Genomic DNA, 26237 nt, shown 5'->3' on the forward strand with positions numbered 1-26237 from the left:
GTGGAAACGATGAGCAAGAACCCCGTGAACTCGATCGTCATCACGGAGCTGCGGAAGTCCTACGACAAGGCGGCCGGCGGCGAGACCACGTACGCGGTCGACGGTGTCTCCTTCGACGTCCCCAAGGGACAGTTCGTCACCCTGCTCGGACCGAGCGGCTGCGGCAAGACCACGACACTGAGGTGTGTCGCGGGACTCGAACATGCCACCGGCGGCCGGATCGAGATGGGCGGCCAGATCGTGTTCGACGTGCCGCAGAAGCGCGACGTCCGCCCCGAGGACCGGCCGATCGCGATGGTGCCCCAGTCCTACGGGATCTGGCCGCACATGACCGTCCTCGACAACGCGGCATTCCCGATGCGGCACGGGCGCAACCGCCGCAAGGGCCAGGACATCCGCAAGCGGGCCATGGACATGCTCGACCAGGTGGGCCTCGCCCCCATGGCGGACCGCTGGGCCACCCAGCTCAGCGGCGGCCAGCAGCAGCGCCTCGCCTTCGCCCGCGCACTCCTCGGCGACCCCGAGGTACTCCTCCTCGACGAGCCCCTGTCGAACCTCGACGCGAAGCTGCGCTCCAAGCTCCGCCAGGAACTCCGCTCCTTCCAGGAGCAGTTCGGGGTCACGTCGTTGTACGTGACCCACGACCAGGGCGAGGCGCTGGCGCTCTCCGACACGGTGGTCGTGATGAACAAGGGGCACGTCGAGCAGATCGACCGACCGGAGCGGCTCTACGACCACCCCGGCTCGGCCTTCGTCGCCGACTTCATCGGCAGCGCCAACCTGCTCCCCGTGCAGGACGTCTCGACGCGTTCGGGCGGTGGTGTGATCGCGAAGACGGAGGTCGGACCGGTCCTGTGTCTCCGCTCGTCCGGCGACGGGGACCGACGGCCCGGCAGCAGCGGCTTCGTATGCGTGCGCCCGGAGAACGTCGAGGTGCGCACCACCACCGGGGGAGAGGCGCTCGGTGACGACGAGTTCCTCGCCACCGTGGAGTCCTCGGAGTTCCTCGGGGACCGGCTCGAACTCGTCGTCCGCGCCGCTGATGTGTCGCTCACCGTCTCCGCCCGGTCAAGTCTGCGCTGTCGCACCGGCGAAGAGGTCGTCGTACGGTTCGACCCCGACACGACGAGCTACCTGGCGAGTTGAGGCGGCGTGCCGCGGTGGCGGTCAGCGGCCCTTCGGGGAATCGGCCGGGACGGAGAGCTGCAACTGCAGCGCGCGCCGGGCCGCCGACAGATGGTGCCGCATCGCCGCCGCGGCGGCCTCCGGGTTACGGGTGACGATCGTGGCGAGGATCGCCTCGTGCTCGCGCACCGAGTCGGTGCGCGGGTGCTGGCGGTCCGCATCGCGGTACTGCTGCATGACCAGCGGGTAGAGCAGGCTGTCGACGAACCGGGAGAGCGTGGCCTGCCGCGCCGCCTCGCGGATCTGCTCGTGGAACCTGCGGTTGAGTTTCCAGTACTCCTCGCGCCCGCCCGGCACCTGGTGCTCCCACATGTGTTTGCAGGTCTCGGTCATGGCGGCGATGTCGGCGTCGGTGGCCCGCTCGGCGGCGCTCGCCGCCAGCGCGGCCTCCAGCACCTCACGGGTCTCCAGGATCTCCAGCGCCTCCTCCACGGAGAACGAGCGGGTCCGCGCGCTGCGGTGCGCCTCCGCGGTGACGTACCCCTCCTGCGCGAGCCGCGCCAGCACCGAACGCAGCGTCCCGCGGGAGACCCCGAGGCGTGCGGTGAGGTCCGACTCGGTGAGGCGCGAGTCCGGTTCGTAGTGACCGGACATGAGGAGGGCCCGCAGGTCGTTGTACGCCTGCAGTGTCCGGCTGGCACCCGAATCCGAACTGCCTTCGCTGCTCGGGTCCGTGCCCGTAGCCAGTGCCATGGTGGTGTCCTCCAGGGTGTCCCGCGTTCAGGCGCACGTGTTGATCGGCCGAGTTCTGGTTGAAGTTGTACAACAGCACGAACGGTCCCGTCGAACCTCAAGCGCGAGAGCGAGCCGTCGGGTGAGCGAATATTTCGCCCTGTGGGCCTCTCGTCCCTGCTGTGAAGTCCGATTATTGTTGCACAATTTTGGTGCTCAGATGGTTCTCATGCTGAGCGACTAACGTGCCCGGGCCACCGACGCCAGGCGAGTCGTAACTGGTGAGGACGGTGCAGCGGGCCGGCAGGTTGCTTTGAAGAGGAGGCCAGTACATATGACGGACAGGGCGGACTCCGTGAACGGAAAGCGGAAGCCGTTGCCGCCCCCGAACCTCTCGAAGGCTTCAGAGCACCCGATGGGTACCTGGCGATCGTGTTGGTTGCCATCGGGCACGCGTGGGAGCCGTTGCGGGACACCAGCAGCACCGCCGCGGCCCTGTACGAACTGGTCTTCGCTCTGCACATGCCGGCCTTCATCATCATCTCCGGCTACATGTCGCGAAGCTTCGACATACGCCGGGACCGCCTCCAGCGCCTGGTCACCGGCGTCGCAGTGCCCTACATCGTCTTCGAGGCCGCGTATTCGCTCTTCAAGCGGTACGCCGACCATGATCCGGGCTTTGGCATCAGCCTCCTGGATCCCTGGTACCTCACCTGGTTCCTGGTCTGCCTGTTCGTGTGGCGCCTGACGACGCCGATCTGGAATGCGGTGCGGTGGCCGGTGCCGCTGTCGCTCCTCATCGCCGCTCTGGCGTCCTTCGTCCCGAGCATCGGCAACGATCTGGACATGCAGAGGCTCCTGCAGTTCCTGCCGTATTTCGTCCTTGGCCTGAACCTCCGTTCCGAGCACTTCAGTTGGGTACGCAACTGGCACGCCCGGATCATCGCCGTCCCTGTGTTCGCGGGGGCGATCGCCTTCTCCTTCTGGGCGGCGCCGCGCATGAACTCATCGTGGCTGGACCACCGGGACGCCGCGCAGGAACTGGGCGCGCCCTGGTGGACAGGCCCGGTGATGACATTGGCGGGCTTCGGTTGCTCGCTGGTCCTGGTCGCGTGCTTCCTGGCGTGGGTCCCCGGCCGTCGGCTGTGGTGCACGGCCCTGGGCGCGGGCACGCTGTACGGCTACCTGCTGCACGGCTTCGTCGTCCAGGGCTCCCGTATCTGGAATTGGTACGACGCTTCTTGGGTGCACACCTCTTGGGGCATGATCGCCGTCACTGCCATCGCCGCGGCCGTGATGACCGTGCTCTGCACGGCCCCCGTCCGTCGGCTCTTCCGCGGAGTGATGGAACCCACCATGAACTGGGCATTCAAGGCGGACGCGGTCCGAGGGGCCCAGCAACGCCTTCACTGACGTGCGATCGTCGCCTGCAGCACGGTGCCTCGATGTGAGCGCCGTCCCCGAGTCGACGCGTCCCGCCTCAGCGCCGCGTTCTCGACGCCTTCTGGAGTTCGAGCTGGACGGCGGCGACGTGGTCGTGAGCGTGCCGGGCGGCCGACTCGTGGTCGCGGTCGAGGATCGCGTCGACGATTCCGCAGTGGTCGGCGTGGGCCCGCTCCAGGCGGCCCGGCATGCCGATGACGCGCAGCGAGTACTGCTCGAACTGCGTCGAGATCGAGTCCCACATGTGCAGCAGTAGAGGGTAGCCGCTGGCCTCGGCGACCTGGCGGTGCAGTCGCCCGTCGAGTGCCACGAAGTCCGGCTCGCTGATGTCCGGCACCTCGGCGGCGGTCACGATGGACTGCAGCAACTCCGCGTGGTGGTCGGTGAGCCGGCGGGCGGCGAGCTCGGCCTTGTGGCCCGGAGCGGGCGGGTCCGGGGTCGCGGAGCATGACACGGTCCGAGCGCAGGCGCCCGATCAGCGCGACGGGGAGGTCTGCCAGGGCGTGGGCGAGGTAGGCGGACGTTGTAGCCGGCATCCATCGTGACCCAGATCTGCGGGTCGCCCGCCTGCCACTGCCCGGTGTGGATCAACCGCTCGATCACGTCGCGTAGTTGGGCTGCGGTGACAGTGGTCGCGTCGTCCGCCCGGCCAAGGCGCACAGCGTCCAGCATCGCGACCCACGAGGTCCGGCCGGTCTCCAGCGCGGCGACGAAGGAGTACGGCCAGCCCGGCACGAACTGGTCCGTCTTACGGTCCCCACGCCCATAGACGTGGCAGAACAGCTGGTCGCTGCTGGTCGCAGCGTCGGGGCGGAGCCAGTTGCTGACATCCACGGCCAGCACGATCCGCCCGTCCGCCGCCTTCGGCAGCGGCAGGCCGACCACCGCGCGCCGCAACCGCGCAGGCTCCAGCCAGCCCCGGTCCAAAGCGGCGTACAGGGCACCGTGCCGGCGCCGGTGTTCGAGGGCCAGCGACAACTCGACCAGCGTCTTCACCGGCCCGTCCGCACACAGGATCGCGTCGGTGAGCTCGAAGAGCGCGTCACCGCGGGCGTACAGACTCTCGTAGAACTCAACCCGAAAGCGGGACAAGACGTCCAACGCCTCGCTTGCGGACCTGGCGGCAGGGAAACTCAGAGCAGCGGCCGTTCTCTCGTGCTTCGTTACTCGACATCTCGAAGCGTGGAGAACGGCCGTCCCCGCTGTCCTGGGAAGAACTGCACATCAGCAGGTCGGGTGACCTGCGAGGATAAACGCCAAGCTAAGAGGGCGGCCTTAGTCTGTCGTGATGGCGTCTGTCCGCATGTCCTTGCGCATGGCATCACGGGTCACGCGCAGAGTTGCCGTAACGGCGTCGCGAAGGGCATCCATTTCTGGAGCGTCATGCGGCTGACCAGCTGCTACGGCATCGCGTACGCGGCGCACGGCCCGGAAGTAGCCCAGGGCCGGTAGCACCACACTTTGTGGCGCGAAGACCTCTAGTTCGTAACGCGTCTCGTAGCACTGGGCGAAGCTCTCGCGGGCGCTACGCAGGCGCTCGATACCTGATATCTGGTCATCGCGGCTGAGCATGTACAGCTCGCTGCGAGCCCGTGTCATAGCTCCGAGGAAGGCCCCGTACAGGATGCGTCGTGCTTGGCGCCATTCTGTAGCCGTTGAGCGTCGGTCACGGCGCCCTTCGATGAGCAGGGACGAACCGGTGGCGATGGCCGCACCGACCAGTGTGGCCACAAGAGCTGTCCAGGTCATGAATGAAGGCTAGGGCAAAGGGAGTTGGGAGATTCTTGAGATGCGAGAGTCATGATCGCGACCGTTGAGCAGGCGCGCACCCTGCTGCCCGAAGACACTGCAATTACCAATACGCGGGTTCAAGATCATCCCTGCGCGGCGACGCCGGTGAAGTGGAGTCTGCGGGTGCCGTGTTCCAGAAACGCCTGTGCGTAAAGCCGTCTGCCAGTGGTCGTGTCGGTGTGGAAGAAGTCCGCCGCCGGGCCGGATCGACGCCGGCGAACAGCGACACCGGAGACGCGTATGTCACCGGGCCGGCCGGATCGATCGCGAGCCCGCCGGACACCTGCACCATGAACGGCACCGACGGGTCCGCCGAGGCACGCAGGGCCCGGGCGAGCATCGTGACAGCCGCTGTCCACGACCGCCCTCGCAGCGCCTGCGTCAGATCGGCCTCGTCCTGCCCGCCGATCAGCAACTCCATCGCAGCCAGACGCTGTTCCCGCAGCGCAGCGGCACGCGCCCGGGCCGTCTCGACCGGATCGGGCCCCGGCGCCGGCTCCGGCGGGGGAGCGGCCCGCCTACGCGGAGCGGGCGGACGGTGCTTCGCGGCCGCCTCCAAAGTCCCCGCTGGCGACGCCTGAATCGCGGGCGGATCGAACACCACCTCCGAGAACACACCGGCCAGCGCTGCCATCGACGATGTCAGCGCCGCCGTCCGATACTGCTCCGCCGGGAGCATGCTGAAGTCCCGCCGCGTACTGGCCTGGGCAAGCAGCCGGTCGTAGAACTCGTCGACGGCCGCGGAGTAGCGCAGCGCCTCCCGGATCAGGTGCGTCTCGTTCGTCCGCAGCCCCGGGAAGTCGCGGGACACCACCTCCACCAACCGCTGGGCGTTGACCATCAGTGGAGCCTTCGCACGATGGTGTTGACGCTGCCCGAGCAGCTCCTCGATCGGGCGGGACCGGACCCGCCTCAGCAGATAGTCCGTGGTGATGCGCAAGTCGCGCCGCACCCGCCTGAGCCTGCGCACAAGCTCCTTCTCGTCCAGTACCCCGCTCGCCACATCCCGCTGCGTCCGGTCGAGGAGAGACATGATCTCCTCCACCCCGCCGGCCTCGGCCAGACGCTCGAAGACAAGCAGCGCAGCACCGCTGGTGGGATTGAACACGTAGCGGCCCTCGTGAGCCTTCTCCCGCACCCGCTCCAGGAGACGCAGCGCGACGAACACCCCGAACCGCTGGTCGAAGGCCTCCGGGCTGGCCACCGCAGAGCAGGCCGCCTCGAGCTCGGAACGCGTCAGGCCCCGCTCGGAAGAGAGATCACCGAACGCATCATGGATGGCCTCGGTGATCCGCAACGACGTGGCGTCCGCCACCACCGCACCACGCGACGCCGCGACCGGAGCGACGAAAGGAGGCAACTGTGCCAGCAGGTCATCCTCAGGATCTGATCCGGAGAACAGGTCCGGCCCGTTCTGCCCGTGCATACCGGCCAAGCGTCCCCCTGCGATACGTCAGCATCTCCCCACTACCGACGCTACGCCCCACGTACTGCTCTAAAACCTGAACCACAACACTGGCGACAGCCTGGCCAATTCTCGCCCCATCCGCCTATAGGTCGTCCAAGCCGGTTACAGACATAGCGCGCATCCTGCCTGCTTTCGATCCGCAGGCCCCGACGGCACTCGTGCCTGCGGCTGCGCCCGTGGGGGGTGCACTTTTGCGAGTCGGGGATGCCGAACCACGGGCCCGGCGCTGAGACGGGCATCAGCGCAGACATGAGCAACCTCATCTCGGCCCAGGACGCCGGCAGCCCCGCCCTGGAGAAACTGCCCCCTGACGAGGCCCACGAACTGCCGCGCCTGCTGCAGTTGGTTGCAGCCGAGGGGTTGGATGAACTGTCCGAGGAATCGAGTTGTTCGCCCGGGAGAGCGCCACACGTATTCCGTCGGGCGCCGTACACGCTGCACGCGGGAGCCATTGAGTTCCATCTGGCGTATGGAACAGACCGTTTGAAGGTGAAGCGGTGTGAGGTCTAGCTGGGGGTGTTCAGATCGGTTCTCATCAGCCCGCGAAGGGTGGTCAGCGCTTGGTCGTAGGCGTTCTGGGCCGCTTCAAAGGACGGAGTGCCGCTTCCGGCCCCAGTCGCCACGACGTCACGGAAAGCGCGTAGACGGCGGAAGCAGCTGTCGGATACGGGGACCATGTTGGGAGGGGCCGAGATTGTCATGTGATAGCGGAGTGGATAGGCATCGCCTCTGCGCCATGTCTCGCTCACGCGGGCTCTCATTTCGGTCCGATCGGTGCTGCTCCCAAGTGCATGGAGGTCATCGGCCACGCGGGAGAGGGCTGCCAGGTAGTCGGCGTACAACTGTTGACGCATCGCCTCGGTACGCTGGGTCTGTTCTCTCGCGGCGCGCAGACGATCTGCCAGAAGCGTGGACCCGATGCCGATGATGGCCCCAAGACTTGTTGCCGCAAGCGTGGTCCATTCCACCGCCAAGCCCTCCAGGTATAGGAAGTACGTAGATCTGTAGGCCGTGTCCACCGGTCTGACCCGATACGCGGTCTATTCCTGTTCGGGTCTGCTGTCTTCGGAGGGGCCGCGCCAGGCCGCCCGCATGTCCTTGAGCGCGTTCAGCAGCTCAGCATCCCATACGAAGGAGCTGAGGAAGTCGGCGTCGCTCGCGCGCAGTCGCGGGATTTCTCTGGGGTGCAGGGAGAGGAGGAGTGGCTCAGCGTGCGTGCCGAGCCACTCCCGATCGCCCAGTTCATTGGCCAGTCGTAGCAAGCCGATGATCAGTCCTGCCGTCTGCTCTTCAGCAGGGACCTCCTTGAGTAGCGCGAGTCCGTGTTCCAATGCGGCTACATCCGATCCCCATGGACTCTCCGCCCAGATATATGTGCTTCCTGCGTCCCTCAACATCTGCCGTAGCTGATCCCGGGGGCTGTGGAACTGTGCTGCGTAGTGGCGAATATGCCCTAGAAGGGCTCTGTACTCCAGAGAATCCGGTTCGGGAGGCAACTGGGTCAATCCGTGGAGCACGTACTCCTCGAGGGTTGGCCACAGCCCAGCCCAGAGCATTCCATCGACCCCCGCTCCCAGGCGAAGAATCTCGACCAGCAAGGCCCGAAGGGTCTCTTCGGGGAGCGCGTCTGCGTCATGGACGACCTGGCGTACCAGGATGCCTGCAACGGGCATGCGCTCGTGTTCGGGCAGGTGGCGTAGTAGTTCCAAGACATCGGAGTAGTGCGAGGTGAGTGGTGTTTCCAGGGGACGGCACAGTAGCGCGATCAAGGCGTGTGCACCGGAAACGGTGTGCTGCTCCCTGTCGATGCGGTAAGTGCGCAGAGTATTCGGCATGCTCCGCATTAACGGGGCCAGTGCATGAAGTACGTGTTGCACGTCCGCGTCGCACAGGAGGGCCAGGCGTGTGGTCAGGTCCCCGGCGTCTACTCCACGTGCGTCGTGGTAGCCAGCGGGCCCCAACGTGTCGTGACGCAGCATCCAGGAGACGTCATGCGCGAGCTCGGTGGTCCCCTGAAGGGATAGCTCCAGGTCGACAAGAGGTTGGCAGCTGTCCCGTTTGCCGTTGCTGGCCGGGGTGGGAGTGACCCGCTTCACCGAGACTGTGTGGGCGAAAGAGTCCCAGGACGCTTCACCGAACTGAGAGCGCCAGAACTGTGCGTATCGCCACCAGCGATCCACGGGATCCGCTACCGACAGGAAGTCCGAGGCCCGTACGCCGCCTTCGATGACGAGAGCGAGCAGGAGGAGGTTCGCCTCGTAGACGGCATCCCGTTCGGTGCGTCTGCGCACAGCCGGGGCGTAGGCGGTTTGGGACGGCCCGTGCTCAGCTCGATCCTCGGTGTGGAACAGGTTGCGCAGCAGCTTAGGTAGTTCGCCGTTCCAGCGCGGTCCTTCCGGTCCGGCCATTTCCCGTAAGTAGTCGACGACGTTGGCGCGGTCGCTGAGCGGGACGAACGAGAGTAGACAGCGGAGCACCGCGTCGTTGTGTCCTCGGTCCGACGACGGCTCGGCTGTGTCGCGTATCTGGTTCAGCTCGTCGCAAATAAGGCGGGCGACCAGATACTCGCCGAATGTCGCATGGAGGAACTCGTACGAACGCAGACGTTCTTCGGCGACCGTTGCTTGCGCCTCGTGTACGAAGAAGAATCTACCAAACAGCAGGGCAGAGTCTGCTTCGCCGAACAACGCGCCGAGATCGCTGTCCGCCTCGCTCGCTGTGAGGCTTTGTCTGCGACGGTTGAACATTCCGAAGGCGATCGCGCCCAGTCGCCCGAACTCCCGCTCGACTGCTGCAGTCTCGAGGGAAGGCGGCAGAGGGCCGTCGTGTTTGACAACCTGGCGCCGGACAAACTCCACCAGGATCCGTTCGTACAGATCCACACGGCGGATGCCCCAACCGCCCAGGCTCCGCAGCGGATTGCCCGTCGCGTCGTACAGGGCGAGCATGAGCAGGAGCAGTGAGTGGCGGGCGAGTTCACGGTAGGGACGTATCACGTCCCATGTGAGGGGCATGACGTCGTGTTCTGAGAAGTAGCGGCGATTGGTGGACTGCCACACCTCCAGCCAACTGACGATGCGTTGGTCATCGAAGGGCTCGAGCCGGAGGACTGTGGCGGTCAAGGGCGCCAGTACCTGGTCAGCGACGACGGTGCGGCTTGTGACGACAAAGACGACCGGCCGACCCAACTCGTACTCACGCAACTGAAGTTGCTCGATATTCTTCAGGTACCGCCATTGCCTGCTCATATCGAGCCGTCCTGCGCCCGCCTGGATCAGCTCGTCGAGGCCGTCCAGCAGGACGACTCGGATGACCTCGCCAGATGGCAACGCGTCCGGCCAGGGCATGAGGCTTCCGGTTGACCTGTGAACGGCCCACTCGAGTTGTTCTTGGAGGTCGAGCTCGACAGGAACGTGTCGGAGCTCGATATGGAGGCAGGAGAATTCCGACTGTGGGAGACGCGCGGCGATGAGCCTCATGAGCAGCGACTTTCCCGAACCCGGGTGCCCGAGTATGAGCAGGGGCGACTGCGTGGCCTGGTGGCCGAGGAGGTGCGCGGCGAGGAATCCGGCGATGTCCTCACTGAGAGGTTGCTCATCCCACCAGGTGTCGGCAGACAGCTGCCAATCGGCGGCACGTCCCGCCACGCGATAGGCAGGGTTGATGTAGCCGGCTGCGAGGGAGGGAATCGCCGGCCCTGACCCGTCGGCAGCGGAGATCGGGGCTCGCAGGAGTTGGCGCTGGCGTGTGGTGGGAGAATCGGCGTGCGTGAAGTTCCCCAGGAGGACGCCAAGTTCGATGAGTCCGACCCGGTCCGCTGTGATCGGCTGACGGTTCTCTGCCTCGTCCGGGTCGTAGGTCTCAGAAGTCAGGCGCAGTTCCGGGCAGTCCCAGGTGACAGCGGCCTGCAGGGCGTCGTAGCGGCGCAGCGCCAAGCGTGCGAGTTTGTCGGGCGATGCCCCGTTGAAGCCGGCGAAGGCCATGAGGTCTGCGGACGCCGCATAGGCGGATGCTATGTCGGCGCGCAGTGCGGACGGCGAACGCGCACGGACGGATCCAGGTACCACCCGGCCGAGTTCCTCGAGTACCTGAGCCCGGATGTCCATCTGTGTGGTCGCTTGGGGGTCCCGTACAGAACCGAGATTGCCGACCGCGTCGCAGAAAGCGCCCACGAGCAGGACCAGGTCCGCCGAGCACAGCAGCGCTGTTCTTGCGGTGCCGCGGCACGTACGGACCCGACTTCCGAGGCTCTTGAGGAGGGCGGAGAGCTCGCCGGGTCGCGCGCCGACCAAGTCGAGTGGGCCGAGAATCTCTGAGACGACTCCTTCGAAACCGTCTCGGCGGCCTGTGAGGACCTCAACGGCGGATTCGAAGTCGAAAGGCACGAACTCCGGCAGTTCGAGGGGTAACCGTTCCTGGTCATGCCTCGGCGGCTTGCGCTGTCTGTCCTCTTCTGTTTCCTGAAGTTCGGCGTGACGTGTGCGCCACCAAGCTGGATCAAGCACGATGCCGGGGGGAGAGTGGGCACCTGCCTGGCGGCGACAGTGGTTCACAATGGCCAGGACTTCGTCCAGTTGTGGGGGCTTCGCCCGCTGGCCGGTCAGGAGTGTGGAGACGGAGGCGTCGCTCCGGTGCAGGATTCGCGCGAGTTCCGTCTGTGGGACGCCGCAGCCGCGTACGGTTCGGCGGAGCGTGGCGCAGAAGTCCGCCACGGCGCCCGTCGCATCCCCCATCAGAAACCTCGGTTTCGCCGTCTTCGGGAAAACTTCGGTCAGCGTATGCCGTGACCTGCACCGATGTCTTCAGCTTCAGAGTTCTTCAGCGTTCGGCCCTACCGATACTGAGCCGGCGCACTCTTGGGGGCCGGATGCACAAGGTGGACGCTCAAGACGGAGGAACGCGCATGCGCCTGCTCACTTCGCACACGATAGTGCTGGTGACCGTGATGTTCACTGCACTCTTCACCGGGGTGGTCCTCCCGGCTGTGTGGTCATCGTCTCCAGCTCGCCGGCGTGCTGCCGCGGCCGTGTTGAGCCAGGTCTTGGGCGCTCTTCGCCGACCCCGCTGAGATGCGGGATACGGAGTCGGGCAGGACTCGCGCCAAAGTGGCGGGGCCGGCGTCTTCGTTGTTCATGTACCCGACTCTGCTTCCAGCCCCCCCTGTCGGCTCTCCTCGACAGGGGGCTGATGCAGGGTTCGGTGACAGGTCAGCTTCGGAGCCCCACCGTTGCTGGCTTAAGGTGAGCTCATGGAGCTTGAGTTCTTGCTCCGCGAGTGAAGCAGTACGGGCTTTGACTGCGTTGCACATCCGCGTACTTCCCGCAACCTCTGAATAGAGCGCGTAGCCCATTGCTGGGGGTCAAGGGGTCGCAGGTTCAAATCCTGTCGTCCCGACAGTTTTGCGGCATGAAGTCGCAGGTCACAAGCCGGTTCGAGGAAATCTCGAACCGGCTTGTTTCGTTTGACCGTTGGGAGCGGATCGTGCTCCCTGGGCCGCTTCGATTCGAACGGCGTGACACCGGATCGCCCTGAGGTCCGGTCGTTTGTGCAGGCTGTCGTGGTGGGCGTGGGTAAGTCTGCTGTTCGAGTGACAACTTGTCTGCGGCGTAAGTGCGCAACTGTTGCGTGTGGGGTGCGGATGACGTCGTGGGGCGTTTGAGGCGTCTCGATGGGCTCGTGGAGCTGCCGCCACTCTGGCGAATTGCCGCTGTTGTCGCAGTTGCCCTTCTTGGCGTGCGTGGTCAAGGGGTCGTTTTGCTCCCCGGCTGCTCCCAGAGTGCTCCCCGTGTTCGATTCTCGTGTCCGAACCGGGTGGGGCTGGTGGGGTGTGTGGGTCACCAGTGTGTGGGGATGCCGGGTATGGGGTCGCAGTTGGAGTTCAGGTAGTCGGCGAGGCTCTGTCCGGCGGTGGCCAGGTGGCGGATGCTGGGATGGAGGTAGAGCTGGGTGGTGGTGATCTCCCGGTGTCCGGCGATCTGTTGGAGGACGTGGAGGGGGACGCCGGCGTCGGCCATCCAGGTCAGGGCGGTGTGGCGGAGGTCGTGACGGCGTAGGTGCTCGTAGCCGAGACGACGTGTGACCTCGTCCCAGTGGGTGGCGCGGCGCAGGGTGGCGGTGGTGACGCGTCCGCCGAGGGGGCCGGTGAACAGGCGGGCGTCGGGCGCGCCGTGGACTTCGGTCATGCGGTCGGTGATCAGAGTGCGCAGTGGTTCGATGATCGGGATGAGGCGGGCGCGTTTTCCCTTGGTGTGTTTGTCGGCGAGGCCGCCGGGGGCGGGGGTGGTCTGGCGGCGGGCGGTCCAGATCCAGGTGCGGGCGTCGATATCGCGGACGCGGACTCCGGAGATTTCACCGATTCGGGCCCCGGTGCAGGCGGCGAAGGTCACGGCGTGACCCCAGCCGGGGTAGTGGTCGTGGGCGGCGCGGGTGAGGGCTTCGGCGAGGCGGAGCAGCGCGGCGTAGTAGGGCAGGGCCAGGCCGCGGGGTTCGGCCAGGAGATCCTCGCCGGTGTAGTGGAGGCGCTGCCATCCGGGCAGCGGTTGGGGCTGGCAGGTCAGCCAGCCGTCGCGGGTGGCCTGGCGGGTGATGCGGGCCAGTGCGGCCAGGGCGTTCTTGATGGTGGAGCGTTTGGTTCCGGTGGTTACCCAGGTCTGGACGGTGCGGTCGATCATCCCGGCGGTGAGGTGGTCGATGGGGACGGTGCCCAGGGCGGGCAGGACGTGCCGGCGCCATGCGGCGTGGTAGGCGCCGCGGGTGGTGGTCTCCAGGCCGGCCAGGGCGAGGTCGATGACGCGGGCGCCGTAGCCGCCGAGCGTGGGGGCGTCGGGTAGGTGGGGTGCCGGGTGGTTGGCGGCTGCGGTGAGGGCGGTCAACAGGGCGGCGGCCAAGTCGGCCACGGAGGCGTCGGATTGCTGCCGGGGAGCGATCAGTGCCTGCGGTGCGGGTGCGGATGCCGTCGAGGAGGGGCCGGGCGATGCATGCCGAGGTGAGGTCATGATCGCAGCGTGGGCGGCGCACCGGGCTCACAACCTCTCGGATTCCGGCCGATTGTGCGGGCGTGCGCAACGGCGCTGCACGACGTACTCGAGGCCCTCGGTAAGGGCCGTCGTTGCCGGGCGTCTGCCGCTCGGAAGGCGAGGTGGGCCGACGGGCGGGACTGGCGTGGAGGTGGTGCGGGCCTATGACTGATAGGGGTCGGTGATCGTGTAGGGGGTGCGTACGGCTTCAACGATGGTGGTGGGGAGGGCGGGGTCGGGGGTGTCACCTGGTCTGGGACGGAACCTCGCCCGGCAGACGGGGGTACAGCGTCATCTCGATCACCTCACGCTCGCACCCGCCATGCCGCTCCGGCCATCATCTCGCCGCCACAACATCACTTAAAGCCAGCCGATGAATTCACCAACGGTGTCTCACGGGGGACATGACCCGATGCCAACCGAGAGGCCCCCCGCTCTTCCACCCACCTCGCGGACTTCCGAGAGCGAAACACGGGCACGGGGGAGCGATGGCTGCACGACCGGGTGCGGGGCGTGATCTGGACGGGCAATCATGCTGATTGGAAGCGGGTGGGAAACCTGTAGCACATGACGTTGGTGGAGAACGCACGTCGGTTGTCCACCTGTTGGCCCCGTCCGCCGAGCTGCATTCAGGCCCAGCAGGCCGAGCCCGTGCACATCGGGTCCGGAGCGCCTCAGGTGCTGAGGCCGCCGGACGCCAGTCGATCGTTCACCCCGCTCGCCAGGCCTTCGCCCGTGTCGGCTACTTGAAGTAGAAGCGTCTCGAAGGCGCGCAGACGTCGGAAGGCCTCGGAGTACGCGGCTTGTTTCTCCAGGGGGAGCTGCAGCACCTGAAGGCGTCGGATGTCCACCCGGGACGAGCTGGAGGCGTGGGTGCCCGCCTGGCGCCCGTTCGCGGGTGCGCGCAGGCAGCCGGCGAGGAAGTGGGCGTGCGACTTCTCCGGATCCACGCGTAGGGCGTAGAGCTGGGGGCCCAGGGCCATTGGCGGGCCGGTGTGGACCCATGCTCTGAAGGCCCGCACCACCCCCGCGACCACGACGTCTCCCTCCTCGACGACGGCCTGCGCCCCTTCGCGGGGGACCAGGCCGGTGGGAGTGCCGTCCTGCAGCAGGTCGGGCACGGTGAGCAGCGGAACCGTGTCGGCGCCGGGCGCGTCCGCGGTCGTCGGCGGCTGCTGACCGGCGCGCAAGGTCAGGACACCCGCCTTGACGAGATCACCGACGGTGGTCGTTGGATGCGGTACCTCGACTTCGAAGGGCAGCTTCGAGAGATACCGCAGATGCCCGCCAAGTTCCGCCAAAGAGGCCGACAAGTCGTCGCTGACAGCGGCGATTTCCATGCCCGAGGGTTCCGCGCTGGGGGCGGCATAGCGCCCCGGCGTGATGTCCACCTCGTCGTCCAGCAGGTCGAGCAGCGGGACGCGTACGGCGCTTTCCGGCAAGTCGCCGTCCGGGCGGTCAAGTTGTTCCACGGCGGTCAGAACGAACGAGCCGAGAGCGTCCCAGTCGGGTCCTGGTTCACGCGCGCCGGGACGGGCGAACCGCGTGGCGTCCACCAGCAACGCGTCCTGGATCGGGGGAGCGGACGCGGGGGCGGCCGGCGCGGTGCGCAGGATCCACATCTGCAGAGACACACTGTGGGGCTGCGCGCTGCCGGGCGGGAGGGCCACCACCGCGCGCAGCACCCCGGTACGCAGCAGGGAGCCGCGGATGCGTCGGCCGGCCTTGCGCGAGGCGACGGCGGGCGGAAGTACGACGACGGCCGTGCCACCCGGGCTGAGGTGGGACAGCACATGCTGCACCCATGCCAGCTCGGGCTCCGTCCTCGGCGGCAGTCCGTGCGTCCAGCGCTGGTCCGTGGCGAGTTCCTCGTAGCCCCAGTCGCGCTCGTTGAACGGTGGGTTGCACAAGGCAATATCGGCACGCTGCCCGGCGAACGGGTTGTCGCGCAGTGCGTCGGCCGTGGCAGTCTCTGTGCGGGTGTCCTGTTCGTCGGTCACGAAGGCGAGTCGGGCGGCGGCGAGGGCGGCGAGGGCCGGGTCGCGTTCACAGCCCAACAGCGTCAGACCGGTTCCGTCGTACTCGTCCGCTGTCGCTGCCTGTAGGTGTCCCGTACCGCACGCGGGGTCGAGGGCCGTGAGGTTGTCGTCGCTCTCACCGAGCCGGACGGTGAGGGCGATCCGGGCCATCAGCGTGGCAAGTGGTGGCGGTGTGGTGCTGAGCTGCCGCACATGCGTTTCGAGCCAGCGCTGCATGAGGAACTCGAAGGTCTGGCGAGGGCCTTCGGCGCGCCCCAGCCGTGCCGCTTCGCGTGCCAGTTCCACAGCCGTGGAGGAGATGCCGAAGGCTGTTCCCCGGGCGCGGGGCGCCCGCATCCGGCGGGCCGCCTCGGCGATGGCCAGGCCCGACTCCTCCCGGCTACCCAGCGCCTCGATGTGCGGCCAGAGCAGTTCGAGGCCGCAGATCTCCTTGAGCTTGCCGTTCTCGCGCAGCCACTGTTCGATCTCGGACAGGGAGAACTGGGGGCTGACGTCGGTGCCCCCTATGCGGGCGGGGAACGAGTCATGGCGGCGGCGCCAGTTGCTCACCGCCGCGCGTCCCACGCCCGCGATCCTGGCGATCTCGGCAAGGCTGACGGGTACAGGGTCAGATGTGCTCATCGAACGGCCTCCCAGGTGCTCGGCCGGCCGAGTGGTCGGCATCCCAGCGGCCCGCTGCCAGGAAGGCTACTACCCTCTTTGACAGAGTTCACAAGAAAAAGATGCGCCAACTGTGTGGAAAGAGTGGAGGATGGGAGCGGTGCAGGAATTCATGCCGGGCGTGGTGCTGCAGGATCGCTACCGGCTCGGCCCGGTGCTCGGTCGCGGCGTGATGGGTCACGTGTGGCAGGGCCGCGACCTGTACCTGGACCGGCCCGTGGCGGTGAAGACGGTGGCCGCGGAACTGCTGGCCGTCCCGCGAAGCCGCGAGGAGGCGCTGGCGCGTTTCAGGAGGGAGGCGCGGGCCGCTGCGCGCCTCGACCACCCCAACATCACCACGGTCTTCGACGCGTCGATCACCGACGACACCTGTTGTCTGGTGATGGAGTTGATCGAGGGCGCCACCCTGGACCACCTGTTCGATCAGCAGGAGGAAGAACGGTTCGACCTTCCCGCGGCGGCTGCTGTGGCCGCGCAGGTGTGCGCCGGACTGTCCGCGGCCCACGCGGCGGGCCTCGTGCACCGCGACCTGAAAACGCAGAACGTCATGGTCCGGCGCGATGGCATCGTCAAGATCCTCGACTTCGGCCTGGTGAAGGTGCTCAGTGACACCGACCCACGCCTCACGATGACCGGTGAGGGCATCGGCAACATCCTCTGCGCATCCCCCGAACTGCTCGCGGCCCGTGAACCGCTCGACGGTCGCAGTGATCTGTACGCCGTGGGCTGCCTGCTCCACCACATGCTCACGGGCAACGCTCCCTTCGTCACTGACCAGCCGGCACTCCTGGCCTCCCTTCACCTGAGCTCAGCACCGCCACTCGTCTCAGATGCGGGCGTCCGCATTCCAGGAGCCCTCCAGGACCTGGTGACGGCCTTGCTCGCCAAGCGGCCGGAGGACCGACCCGCCTCCGCCGTCGAGGTCTATGCGGCTCTCGCTCCCTATCTTCCGACTCCGGTACCCGAGACGGCCGTTCGGCGATGCCCGCCCGAGGATCCCCGCAGGCCTTTCGTCGTTCCGCAGGGGCCGAGACCCTTGTGAGCGGTGAGAGGATGATCCCGTAGGCCGGAAGCGTTGCGCCGTTCCCGGCCACAGGGGTTGTCACGGGCGCCGGGGGGCGCTGGGACTGGGGGCGGGCGCGATGGGGCGAAACCTTGGACGGTACGAGTTAACGCGCGAGCTGGGCCGCGGCGGTATGGGGGTGGTCTGGGCGGCGTACGACCGCGAGCGCGGCAGGGAAGTCGCCGTAAAACTCCTCCTGCCCCGAGGGCGTGAAGCCGAACTGTCCACGCTGGAACGCCGTTTCCTGCGCGAGGCGCGCCTTACGAGCCGTCTGCGTCACCCCGGCATCCCCGTCGTTCACGACCACGGCAGCCACAAGGGCGAGCTGTACCTCGTCATGGACCTGGTGTCGGGGTGCGCGCTGGACGCCGTTCTCGCGAAGGGGGGCCCGCTGCTCGTCGAGCGCGCCGCCGACATCGCACGGCGTATCGCCGAAGTGCTGGCCTATGCCCACGGGGAGGGCGTGGTGCACCGTGACCTCAAACCGTCCAACGCGATGATCACCTCGAACCATGAGGTCAAGGTCCTCGACTTCGGTGTCGCCGCCGCCCTTGAACCTCAGCCCGGTGAGACCCGGTTCACCGCCGCCAACGCGACCCCCGGCACCGTCGTCTACATGGCTCCTGAGCAGGCGGTCGGTGAAACCGCGCCCGCCAGCGACCTGTACTCGCTCGGTTGTGTCCTCTACGAACTGCTCGCAGGGGCACCACCGTTCACCGACGCCAGCCCTTTCATGCTGTACCACCGGCACGCGCACGATCCCGTGCCGTCCCTGGCAGGCCTCCGTCCCGAAGTCCCGCACAGTCTCTGTGAGTTCGTCGAGGTGCTGTTGGAGAAGAAACCCGAGAACCGGCCTGCGTCGGCAGCGGAGGCAGCCGCCCTCCTCGCCGCATGGTCCCCGGCTCAGGCCCCGGCGCCCACGACCGCCACAGCCGCTCCTGCCCATCCGCGCCTGGCCGAGACGGCCGCCCTGCGCCAGGCCGGACGTCCGGCCCGCGCCCTGGAGCAGTACGAGGAGCTCATGGCGGCCCCCGGTCTCAGCCATGCCGACCGGCTGGCGGCCCGCGTCGGCGCCGCCCTCTGCGCGGGTGCGCTCGGCCGCAGCCGTGAAGCGCTGGAAGAGCTGAGATCGGTTCTGGCCGAGCAGCGCAGCCTGCTCGGCGCGGGAGACCCCGCGGTGCTGGACACGCGATACGAGATCGCTGTCCTGCTTGTACGGACGGGCGAACGGCGCGCGGCCGCGGAGCTGTTGCGGCGTTTGGCCGACGAAGAAGGTGGAACCCGGCCGGTGGAGGACCCCCGGTACGGGCGCAGCCGTTCCCTGCTGGACCGGCTTGAGCGCATGACCTGATTGGCCATCAACTCCATAGACGAGGGGGCGTGTGAGCTCTGTTCACACCCGCCTCTGCGTGTTACTGTGCGTCGGCTCGCACCGGTGGGGAGACAGGAAACTGTCTACGGGCGGCATCGCACCACCAAGGGGGAACAGCGCCCATGACGTCAGCAGTCAGACGTGACAGTGAGCGGACGGGGAGTCAGGAACTCCCCGAAGAGGGCAATCTTGTCGAGGTGCGCGGCCAGTCCTGGGTCGTCGCCCGTGTCGAGCCGTCACCGGCGAGTAACGGTGACGCCGAGGGCGCCGGGCGGCGTGCTTGCGCCACCCTCGTCCACCTCCAGTCCGTCGCCGACGGTCGTTTCGGAGACACCCTCTCCGTCATCTGGGAGGTCGAGCCCGGCCGTCACGTCCTGCCCGCGGGCTCCCTCCCGGACGCCTCCACAGGCGACTACGACTCCCCGCACCGGCTCGCCGCGTTCCTCGACGCGGTCCGCTGGTCTGCTGTCGCGTCGGCCGACGCCAAGACGCTCCAGGCGCCGTTCCGTTCGGGTGTCGCCGTCGAGCCGTACCAGCTCGAGCCGGTCTCCCGTGCCGTCGGCGCCCCGCGCGTCAACCTCCTCCTCGCCGACGACGTCGGCCTCGGCAAGACCATCGAAGCTGGCCTCGTCGTACAGGAGTTGATGCTGCGCGGCCGCGTCCGGCGCACCATGGTCGTCTGCCCGGCCGGCCTCACGCTCAAGTGGCGCGACGAGATGGCCGAGAAGTTCGGCCTGGAGTTCACCATCGTCGACTCCGAGCACTGCGCCCGCCTGCGCCGCACTCATGGCACGGCAGCCAACCCCTTCCGCGTCCATCCGCTCACCATCGTCTCCCTGCCCTGGTTACGAGGGCAGAAGGCCCAGCGCCTTCTCGACGAGGTCATCGGCTCCCCCGAGGAGAGCAGCGACGGCGAGCACAGACGCTTCTTCGACCTGCTCGTCCTCGACGAGGCGCACCATGTCGCGCCCGCCGCGCCCAAGCAGGTGTACGCCGTCGACTCCCAGCAGACCAAGCTGATCCGGCGCCTTGCCCCGCACTTCGAGCACCGTCTCTTCCTCTCCGCCACTCCGCACAACGGCTACCCCGAGTCGTACACGGCCCTCCTCGAACTCATCGACGACCAGCGTTTCGCCCGAGGCGTCGACCCCGACAAGGAAGCCCTCAGGGACACCGTCGTCCGCCGCCTGAAATCCACGGTCACCAACGCCGACGGCACGCCCCGCTTCCGTACCCGCAAAACCCTCGAACTTCCCGTCGACTACACGCCGCAGGAGCGCGAGATCCATCAGCTGCTCGGGTCGTTCGCCGAACAGCGCCGCCAGAAGCTCACGCCCAAGGCCCGCGGCGGCCGTCGCGCCGCCGACCTGGTCACCCTGCTCCTGAAGAAGCGACTCTTCTCCTCTCCGGCTGCCTTCCTCCATACCGTCCAGGTCTACCTCTCCCACCTGGAGGACACCGGACCGGCCCGCGGCGGGCGTGCTGCTGCCGCCGAAGTCCCCGAGTGGCTGGAGGAGTTCGCCGACCTGGTCGCCGACCTCGACGACACCGGACTCGTCGACGCCGAGGACGACGCCCTCACCCGCTCCACCTCCCTCACCCCCGCCGAGGACGGCCAGGAACTCGACCTGCTCCAGGAGATGGAGCGCTGGGCCGTCACCCACGAGGCCGCCCCAGACTCCAAGGCCGAGGCCTTCATCCGCGCACTCAAGGCCGTCTGCCGTCCCGACGGCAAGAAGTGGACGGACGACCGGGTCGTCGTCTTCACCGAGTACCGCGACACCCAGAAGTGGCTCCACGATCTCCTCCAGCAGGAGAAGCTCACCGATGGCGGCCGGGTGGAGCGCCTGCACGGAGGGTTACCCGCGGAGGAGCGCGAGCGCATCCGGCTCGGCTTCCAGGCCGACCCGTCCCTCGACGAGGGCAAGGTCCGCATCCTCCTGGCGACCGACGCCGCGGGCGAAGGTATCGACCTCCAGAACCACTGCCACCGCCTCATCAACTACGACATACCCTTCAACCCCAACAAGCTCGAACAGCGCATCGGCCGTATCGACCGCTGGGGTCAGCGGCACGACCCGGAGATCACCCACTTCATCGGCTCCGGATGGCAGGACGCCCAGGCCGGCTCCTACGAGGCCGACCTCGAATTCCTCTCCCGCGTCGCCAAGAAGGTCGCGCGCATGGAGCAGGACCTCGGCTCCGTCAACGCCGTCCTCGCCGAGGCCGTCCAGCGCCGTATGACCGGTGACACCGCACCCGTCGACATCGAGAACGCCAGGCCGAGGCCCATCAAGGGCCGCCGCACCGGCGGCGTGGTCGCCCCCGAGCAGAACGTCACCACGCAGACCAAACGGCTCGCCGACCAGTACGAGGACACCATCGCCGCCCTCGGCCTGACGCCGGCGAACGTCAAGCGCGTCGTCGACACGGCCCTGGCCCTCGACCACCAGCCCGCCCTCCTGCCCGCACACGGCGACGGCTTCGAAGAGGGCGACGTGTTCGACGTACAGCCCCTCTCCGGAAGCTGGGAGCGAGCGACGCGCGGCCTCGCCCACAAACTCCGCGAGGGCGAGCAGCGCCCGCTCACCTTCTCCCCGGCGGTCGCCGCGCACGGCAGGGACGAGGTGGTCCTCGCGCACCTCAAGCACCCGCTCGTCGCGCTCTCGACGCGCCTGCTCACCGCAGCTGTCTGGAACGCCGACTCGGTCGGCCTGCACCGCGTCACCGCCGTCGTCTCCGACGACCCGGCCGTCACCACCACCCTGGTCTCCGCCTACGCGCGTTACGTCCTCGTCGGCACCGACGGCACCCGCCTGCACGAGGAAGTCCTGTACGCGGGCGGCTGGTTCGGCGACACGGGCCGCTTCCGCCGCTGGGAGTCGGTCGGCGAACAAGGCAGGGTCCTGTCCCAGGCGCTCACCGACAGCACCGAGGCCGCCCCGCACCTGCGCAGGGAACTCACCGGCGCCTGGCCGCGGCTCCGCGACCCGCTCTACGCGTCCCTCAAGGCCCGCGCCACCGAACTCGGCCGCCAGCTGGAGAGCCGCCTCGCGGACCGCCGCACCGAGGAGGAGCGCCGTATCACCGCCACCCTCGACCGCTTCGAGGCCACCTTGCGCACCAAGCTCAAGGAGGAGGGCGACGGCGAGGGCGAACAGCTCGCGCTCCTCTCCAGCCACGAACTGACCGGCCACGAACGCCGCCAGTTCGAGGACGACCGGCGTCGCTGGCAGGAACGCCTCGAAGGCCTCCCCGCCGAGCGCGAGCGCGAACTCGCCGCCATCGCCGCCCGCTACCGCGAGCCCCGCTCCCACCTCTTCCCCGCCGCCGTCGTCTTTGTGATTCCCGCAAAGGAAGCCCGCCGATGAGCACCCGCCGCGCCATGAGCCGTGGACTGGCCGCCGCCAAGGCCCAGGCCGCCGACGGCCGCCGGCAGCACCAGGAGTGGCTGGACCTCACCGAGGTCTCAGGACCCTTCCTCACCATGCCCATCCTGCTGCGCGCCTGGCCCCAGCTCGACACCCTGGAGAAGGACGAGCGCGCCCGCCTGCGCGCTCACCACGCCGACTGGCAGACCGACACCGTCGCCGGGCGTGACGAGTGGGTGGCGTACGTCCTGTCACGCCTCCTCGGCTGGAACGACGCACTGACGCTCCGCGTGGGCGAGTCCGAGCACCACGGCCTGGACCGCCTCACCCTGCGCGTGGCGGAGCACAGCACCGAGGTGCGCCCCGACTTCGTCCTCGTCGAGCCGGGCACCGACCTCGCCTCCGAGCCCAGCGTGGAGAGCGCCACCAAGCGGGTGAGGCTGCTCGGCATGACGGTCCCGGCGGGCACGGCGCCCATCATGCGCGCGGGCGGTGGCGGCGACTGGGCGGCGGCACCGGCCGACCGCCTGGCCCGCCTGCTCCGCCACCACGGGGTGCCGCTCGGCCTGGTGACGGACGGCCGCTGGTGGTGCCTGGTGTGGGCCCCGCTCGGCGGCGTCACGACCACGGCCGTCTTCGACTCCATCGGCTGGAACGAGGCCGCCGAGCGCAATGTCGTCCGCGCCTTCGTGTCCCTTCTGCGCCGCCGCCGCTTCTTCGAGTACGAGGAGGCCGAGACGCTCGTCGGCCTGCTCAAGGCGAGCCTCGCGGCCGGCGAGGACGTCACGGAGGCGTTGGGCGTCCAGGTCAGGCAGGCCGTGGAACTCCTCGTGGACGCCATCGGGCGCGCGGACGTACGCGCCGTCGAGCACGGGGCGCCGGGCATGCACGCGTCGGGTACGAGCGCGGGCGAGGTCTACCGCGGCGCCGTCGCGGTGATGATGCGCGTCGTCTTCCTGCTCTTCGCCGAGGAACGCGGCCTGCTCCCGGCCGACAACGAGGTCTACGCCCGCTCGTACTCGGCCCGCTTCCTGCGCGACGAGTTGAAGGCGCGGGCGGACGAGGAGGGCGAGACGTCGCTCGAGCACACGACGTCGGCATGGCACCGCCTCATAGCCCTCTTCCACGCGGTGCACGGGGGAGTGGACCACCCCGGCTCCGGCTTCCGCCTCCCCGCGTACGACGGCTCGATCTTCGACCCGGAGAAAACCCCCTGGCTGGAGCTCACCACCCCGCTCCTCCCGATCGACGACCGCACGGTGCTCCACATGCTCCAGGCGGTGCAGGAGGTCCGCGTCGGCAAGGGCAAGGACCGTGAGGTCCGCACGCTCAGCTTCCGCGCGTTGGGCGTCGAGCAGATCGGTTACGTCTACGAGGGCCTGCTGTCGTTCGACGGCCGCCGGGCGGCCGAGCACATGGTGGGTCTCATCGGCCCGGAGGGCCTGGAACACGAGGTGCCGCTGCGGGAGTTGGAGTCGCTGGCGGCGAAGGCGGGCGGCTCGCTGCCGACGCTGGCCAAGTCCATCCATGAGAAGTGGAAGGACCCCAAGCCCCCTGCGACGGTGGGCCAGTTGGAGAAGAAGCTCGCGCCGGCGGGGGCGGAGGGTTCGGCGGAGGCCCGTCGCCGCTTGAACGCGGTGACAAAGGACCCGGCTTTGACTGAGCGGTTGCTGCCGTTCGTGGGCATCCTCCGGGACGACCTGCGGGGCCTGCCGACGGTCATCCCGAACGGCGCGCTGTACGTCACGGAGTCCTCCCTGAGGAAGAACACGGGGACGCACTACACGCCCCGGTTCCTGGCGGAGGAGGTCGTGCTGCATGCGCTGGAGCCGCTGGTGTACGAGCCGGGGCCGCTCCAGACGGCGGACACGGGGGAGTGGCGGCTGAAGTCCTCCGAGCGCATCCTCGACCTGAAGGTCGCGGACATCGCGGTGGGTTCGGCGGCGTTCCTGGTGGCGGCGTGCCGTTACCTGGGGGACCGCCTGATCGAGGCATGGGAGGCCGAGGGCCGCGCGGACGCGATGGTGTACCGGGCCGGCCGTGCCGTGGACGCGGTGACGGCGGCGGACGCGGAACAGGACCCGGTCGTCGTCGAGGCCCGCCGCCAGATCATCGAGCACTGCCTGTACGGGGTGGACATCAACCCCATGGCGGTGGAGATGGCCAAGCTGTCGCTGTGGCTGGTGTCGATGGACCCGGAGCGGCCTTTCACGTTCTTGGACGACCGGTTGGCGGTGGGGGATTCGCTGCTGGGGATCCACAGAATGGAGCAGATCCGCGCCGAGCACCTCAAGCCTGGACAGAAGCGCAGCCTGTTGACGCAGCAGGTCGACGAGCGAGCGGAAGCGTTGACGGCGAAGGCCAAAGAGCTCAAGGCGCTCCGTTTGGCGATTACTTCCCTGCGGGGTGTCGACCTGTTCGCTCTGCAGAGGAAGCGGGAGCGGCTGGCTGAGGTCAACCGGCACTCCGCGCGGTTGCGCCTTGTCGGAGACCTGTTGGCGGGCGCTGCACTGGCTACCGGTGCTTCAGGCCGGGTCCCGTGGTACTCCGAGGACGGTGGCAAGCGGCTGAAGGATCTCTTCCCGCAAGCTGAACTGATCGTTGAGAGGATCATCGACGAGCAGGTGTCTGCGGACGCTGCGTCAGTCCGTGCCGCTCGGGACACGGCGGAGACATGGCTCTCCTCCGAACTCCCCGAAGGCAGTCTGGAGCGGCGGCCGTTGCACTGGCCGCTGGTTTTCCCCGAGGTGTTCACCGAACGCGGCGGCTTCGACGCGATCATCGGCAACCCGCCCTTCCTCGGCGGCCAGAAGCTCACCGGCACGCTGGGCGAGGCGTACCGCGAGTACATGGTCGACTACCTCGCCGGCGGCAAGCGCGGCAGCGCGGACCTCGTGGCTTACTTCGAACTCCGTGCCCACCAACTCCTCAACTCAGGCGGGCAGACGGGCCTCATTGCTACCAACACCCTGGCGCAGGGCGACACTCGGGAGGTCGGCCTCGACCAGTTGGAGACCAGGTCCACGATCCGGCGTGCTACCAAGAGCGCTCGGTGGCCGTCGAAGTCGGCCGCGCTGGAGTACTGCGCTGTGTGGACGACGGTACCGGCGATCGCTGATAACGCGGCCCGGATCTTGGATGGCGAGAAGGTCAGGGGGATCACGACGTCCCTGGATCCACAGTCGCGAGTGACAGGGCGTCCGCACCGGCTGGTAGCCAATCGAGGTACGGCCTTCCAAGGCGCCAATGTACTGGGCCGCGGCTTTTTGATGACGCCCAATCAGGCAGAGGATTTGATCCAGCGTGACCCGCGCAACAAGGATGTCCTCTTCCCCTATCTCAATGGCGAAGATCTCAACTCCCGACCGGACTGCTCTGCAAGCCGCTGGGTGATCAACTTCCACGACTGGCCCGAGGAGCGGGCGCGCGAGTACCCGGAGCCCTTCGCCATCATCGAACGAGACGTCAAGCCAGAGCGACTAAAGAACAAAAATAAGCAGCGCCGGGAAATTTGGTGGCGATTCACTCGTCCGGCGATGGACATGCAGCGAGCAATAAACGATCTTGATCGAATTCTGGTAGTAGCACGAATCAGTCGCACGGCAGCTCCCACCTTCGTTCACCCGCGCCAAGTCCTCAACGAGAAGGTCGTAGCCTTCGCTGACAGTCACGAAGGTTTGCTGGCTTTGCTCAATTCCACCTTTCACGTCCAATGGGCTTGGAAGTACTCCGCAACATTGAAGACTGACCTTCAATACACCCCGACTGACGCGTACGAAACAATGCCTCACCCAACAAAAACATCCGACATGGCGGCAGTCGGAATCGAACTGGAAACCCTCCGTAGGCAGGTGATGAAAGAACGTCAACTTGGTCTCACCAAGCTTTATAATGCTATACATTTACCGAATAACGAAGACGCTGACATTTCTGCGATTCGTGACCTTATCGTCGCCGTAGATGAGAAGGTTTGCATTGCCTACGGGTGGTCGGATTTGAACATGGAGCGCCACTTCATTGAGACGAAGCACGGAATGCGGTACACCATCCCACGCAACATCCAAAATGAGATGCTGGATCGACTTCTCGAAGTAAATTATCGAGAGTGCGCAAATTCGCCCACGGCGCAAAGTGGCGAGGGACTACTTTTCTAATCT

At 67.5% G+C, this 26237-nt stretch carries 14 protein-coding genes and 2 pseudogenes; 7 read left to right on the forward strand and 9 right to left on the reverse strand.

Annotated features, from left to right (window positions below):
- The first annotated feature begins 9 nt into the window (after window positions 1–9).
- Window positions 10–1146 carry an ABC transporter ATP-binding protein gene (locus tag ACIRHA_RS04245; protein WP_403839644.1) on the forward strand — a complete coding sequence of 379 codons (1137 nt, stop codon included), beginning with the start codon at window positions 10–12 and terminating at the stop codon, window positions 1144–1146.
- A gap of 21 nt (window positions 1147–1167) precedes the next feature.
- On the opposite strand, the gene ACIRHA_RS04250 is transcribed toward ACIRHA_RS04245, so the two are convergent.
- On the reverse strand, window positions 1168–1878 hold the full coding sequence (locus ACIRHA_RS04250) for a GntR family transcriptional regulator (protein ID WP_403839646.1): 711 nt from the start codon (window positions 1876–1878) through the stop codon (window positions 1168–1170).
- Between the two features lie 336 nt (window positions 1879–2214).
- On the opposite strand from ACIRHA_RS04250, the pseudogene ACIRHA_RS04255 reads away from it, so the two are divergent.
- Window positions 2215–3270: pseudogene (locus tag ACIRHA_RS04255) on the forward strand (acyltransferase family protein); the annotation flags it as partial.
- 67 nt (window positions 3271–3337) lie between these two features.
- On the opposite strand, the gene ACIRHA_RS04260 reads toward ACIRHA_RS04255, so the two are convergent.
- From ACIRHA_RS04260 to ACIRHA_RS04275, 4 genes and pseudogenes are all read right to left on the reverse strand, one after another.
- On the reverse strand, window positions 3338–3667 hold the full coding sequence (locus ACIRHA_RS04260; RefSeq protein WP_403842090.1) for a FadR/GntR family transcriptional regulator: 330 nt from the start codon (window positions 3665–3667) through the stop codon (window positions 3338–3340).
- Window positions 3668–3683: 16 nt separating this feature from the next.
- Window positions 3684–4401, reverse strand: a pseudogene (locus ACIRHA_RS04265) (transposase); the annotation flags it as partial.
- Between the two features lie 174 nt (window positions 4402–4575).
- The gene (locus tag ACIRHA_RS04270) at window positions 4576–5049 is read right to left on the reverse strand and encodes a hypothetical protein (protein ID WP_403839648.1); all 474 of its coding nucleotides are present in this window, start codon (window positions 5047–5049) and stop codon (window positions 4576–4578) included.
- Window positions 5050–5152: 103 nt separating this feature from the next.
- Window positions 5153–6517 carry a hypothetical protein gene (locus tag ACIRHA_RS04275; protein WP_403839650.1) on the reverse strand — a complete coding sequence of 455 codons (1365 nt, stop codon included), beginning with the start codon at window positions 6515–6517 and terminating at the stop codon, window positions 5153–5155.
- A gap of 291 nt (window positions 6518–6808) precedes the next feature.
- On the opposite strand from ACIRHA_RS04275, the gene ACIRHA_RS04280 reads away from it, so the two are divergent.
- Window positions 6809–7069, forward strand: coding sequence for a hypothetical protein (locus ACIRHA_RS04280; protein ID WP_403839652.1), 261 nt, complete (start codon window positions 6809–6811; stop codon window positions 7067–7069).
- Here ACIRHA_RS04280 and ACIRHA_RS04285 read toward each other — a convergent pair.
- The 4 genes from ACIRHA_RS04285 to ACIRHA_RS04300 form a co-directional block, all read right to left on the reverse strand.
- Window positions 7066–7527: a hypothetical protein gene (locus ACIRHA_RS04285; RefSeq protein WP_403839654.1), complete on the reverse strand. Its 462-nt coding sequence runs from the start codon at window positions 7525–7527 to the stop codon at window positions 7066–7068. The genes ACIRHA_RS04280 and ACIRHA_RS04285 overlap by 4 nt on opposite strands.
- Window positions 7528–7599: 72 nt before the next feature.
- Window positions 7600–11292: an NACHT domain-containing protein gene (locus ACIRHA_RS04290; protein WP_403839656.1), complete on the reverse strand. Its 3693-nt coding sequence runs from the start codon at window positions 11290–11292 to the stop codon at window positions 7600–7602.
- 1101 nt (window positions 11293–12393) lie between these two features.
- Window positions 12394–13554, reverse strand: a complete 1161-nt coding sequence (locus ACIRHA_RS04295; RefSeq protein WP_403839658.1) for a tyrosine-type recombinase/integrase — start codon at window positions 13552–13554, stop codon at window positions 12394–12396.
- 695 nt (window positions 13555–14249) lie between these two features.
- On the reverse strand, window positions 14250–16235 hold the full coding sequence (locus tag ACIRHA_RS04300; protein ID WP_403839660.1) for an N-6 DNA methylase: 1986 nt from the start codon (window positions 16233–16235) through the stop codon (window positions 14250–14252).
- Window positions 16236–16365: 130 nt separating this feature from the next.
- Here ACIRHA_RS04300 and ACIRHA_RS04305 point away from each other — a divergent pair, with 130 nt between their 5' ends.
- The 4 genes from ACIRHA_RS04305 to ACIRHA_RS04320 all read left to right on the forward strand — a co-directional run bounded on the left by ACIRHA_RS04305 (window position 16366) and on the right by ACIRHA_RS04320 (window position 26234).
- Window positions 16366–17316: a serine/threonine-protein kinase gene (locus ACIRHA_RS04305; RefSeq protein WP_403839662.1), complete on the forward strand. Its 951-nt coding sequence runs from the start codon at window positions 16366–16368 to the stop codon at window positions 17314–17316.
- Window positions 17317–17416: 100 nt separating this feature from the next.
- A complete protein-coding gene (locus tag ACIRHA_RS04310) occupies window positions 17417–18688 on the forward strand; it encodes a protein kinase (protein WP_403839664.1) in 1272 nt (423 codons plus the stop codon).
- A 143-nt stretch (window positions 18689–18831) separates the two neighbouring features.
- Entirely contained in the window at window positions 18832–22080 is a 3249-nt protein-coding gene (gene drmD, locus ACIRHA_RS04315; RefSeq protein WP_403839666.1) for a DISARM system SNF2-like helicase DrmD, read from the forward strand.
- On the forward strand, window positions 22077–26234 hold the full coding sequence (locus ACIRHA_RS04320) for an Eco57I restriction-modification methylase domain-containing protein (protein ID WP_403839668.1): 4158 nt from the start codon (window positions 22077–22079) through the stop codon (window positions 26232–26234). The genes drmD and ACIRHA_RS04320 overlap by 4 nt, the downstream gene beginning before the upstream one ends.
- Window positions 26235–26237 lie beyond the last annotated feature (3 nt).

It is taken from the genome of Streptomyces sp. NPDC102360, from assembly GCF_044766085.1.
Lineage (GTDB): Bacteria > Actinomycetota > Actinomycetes > Streptomycetales > Streptomycetaceae > Streptomyces.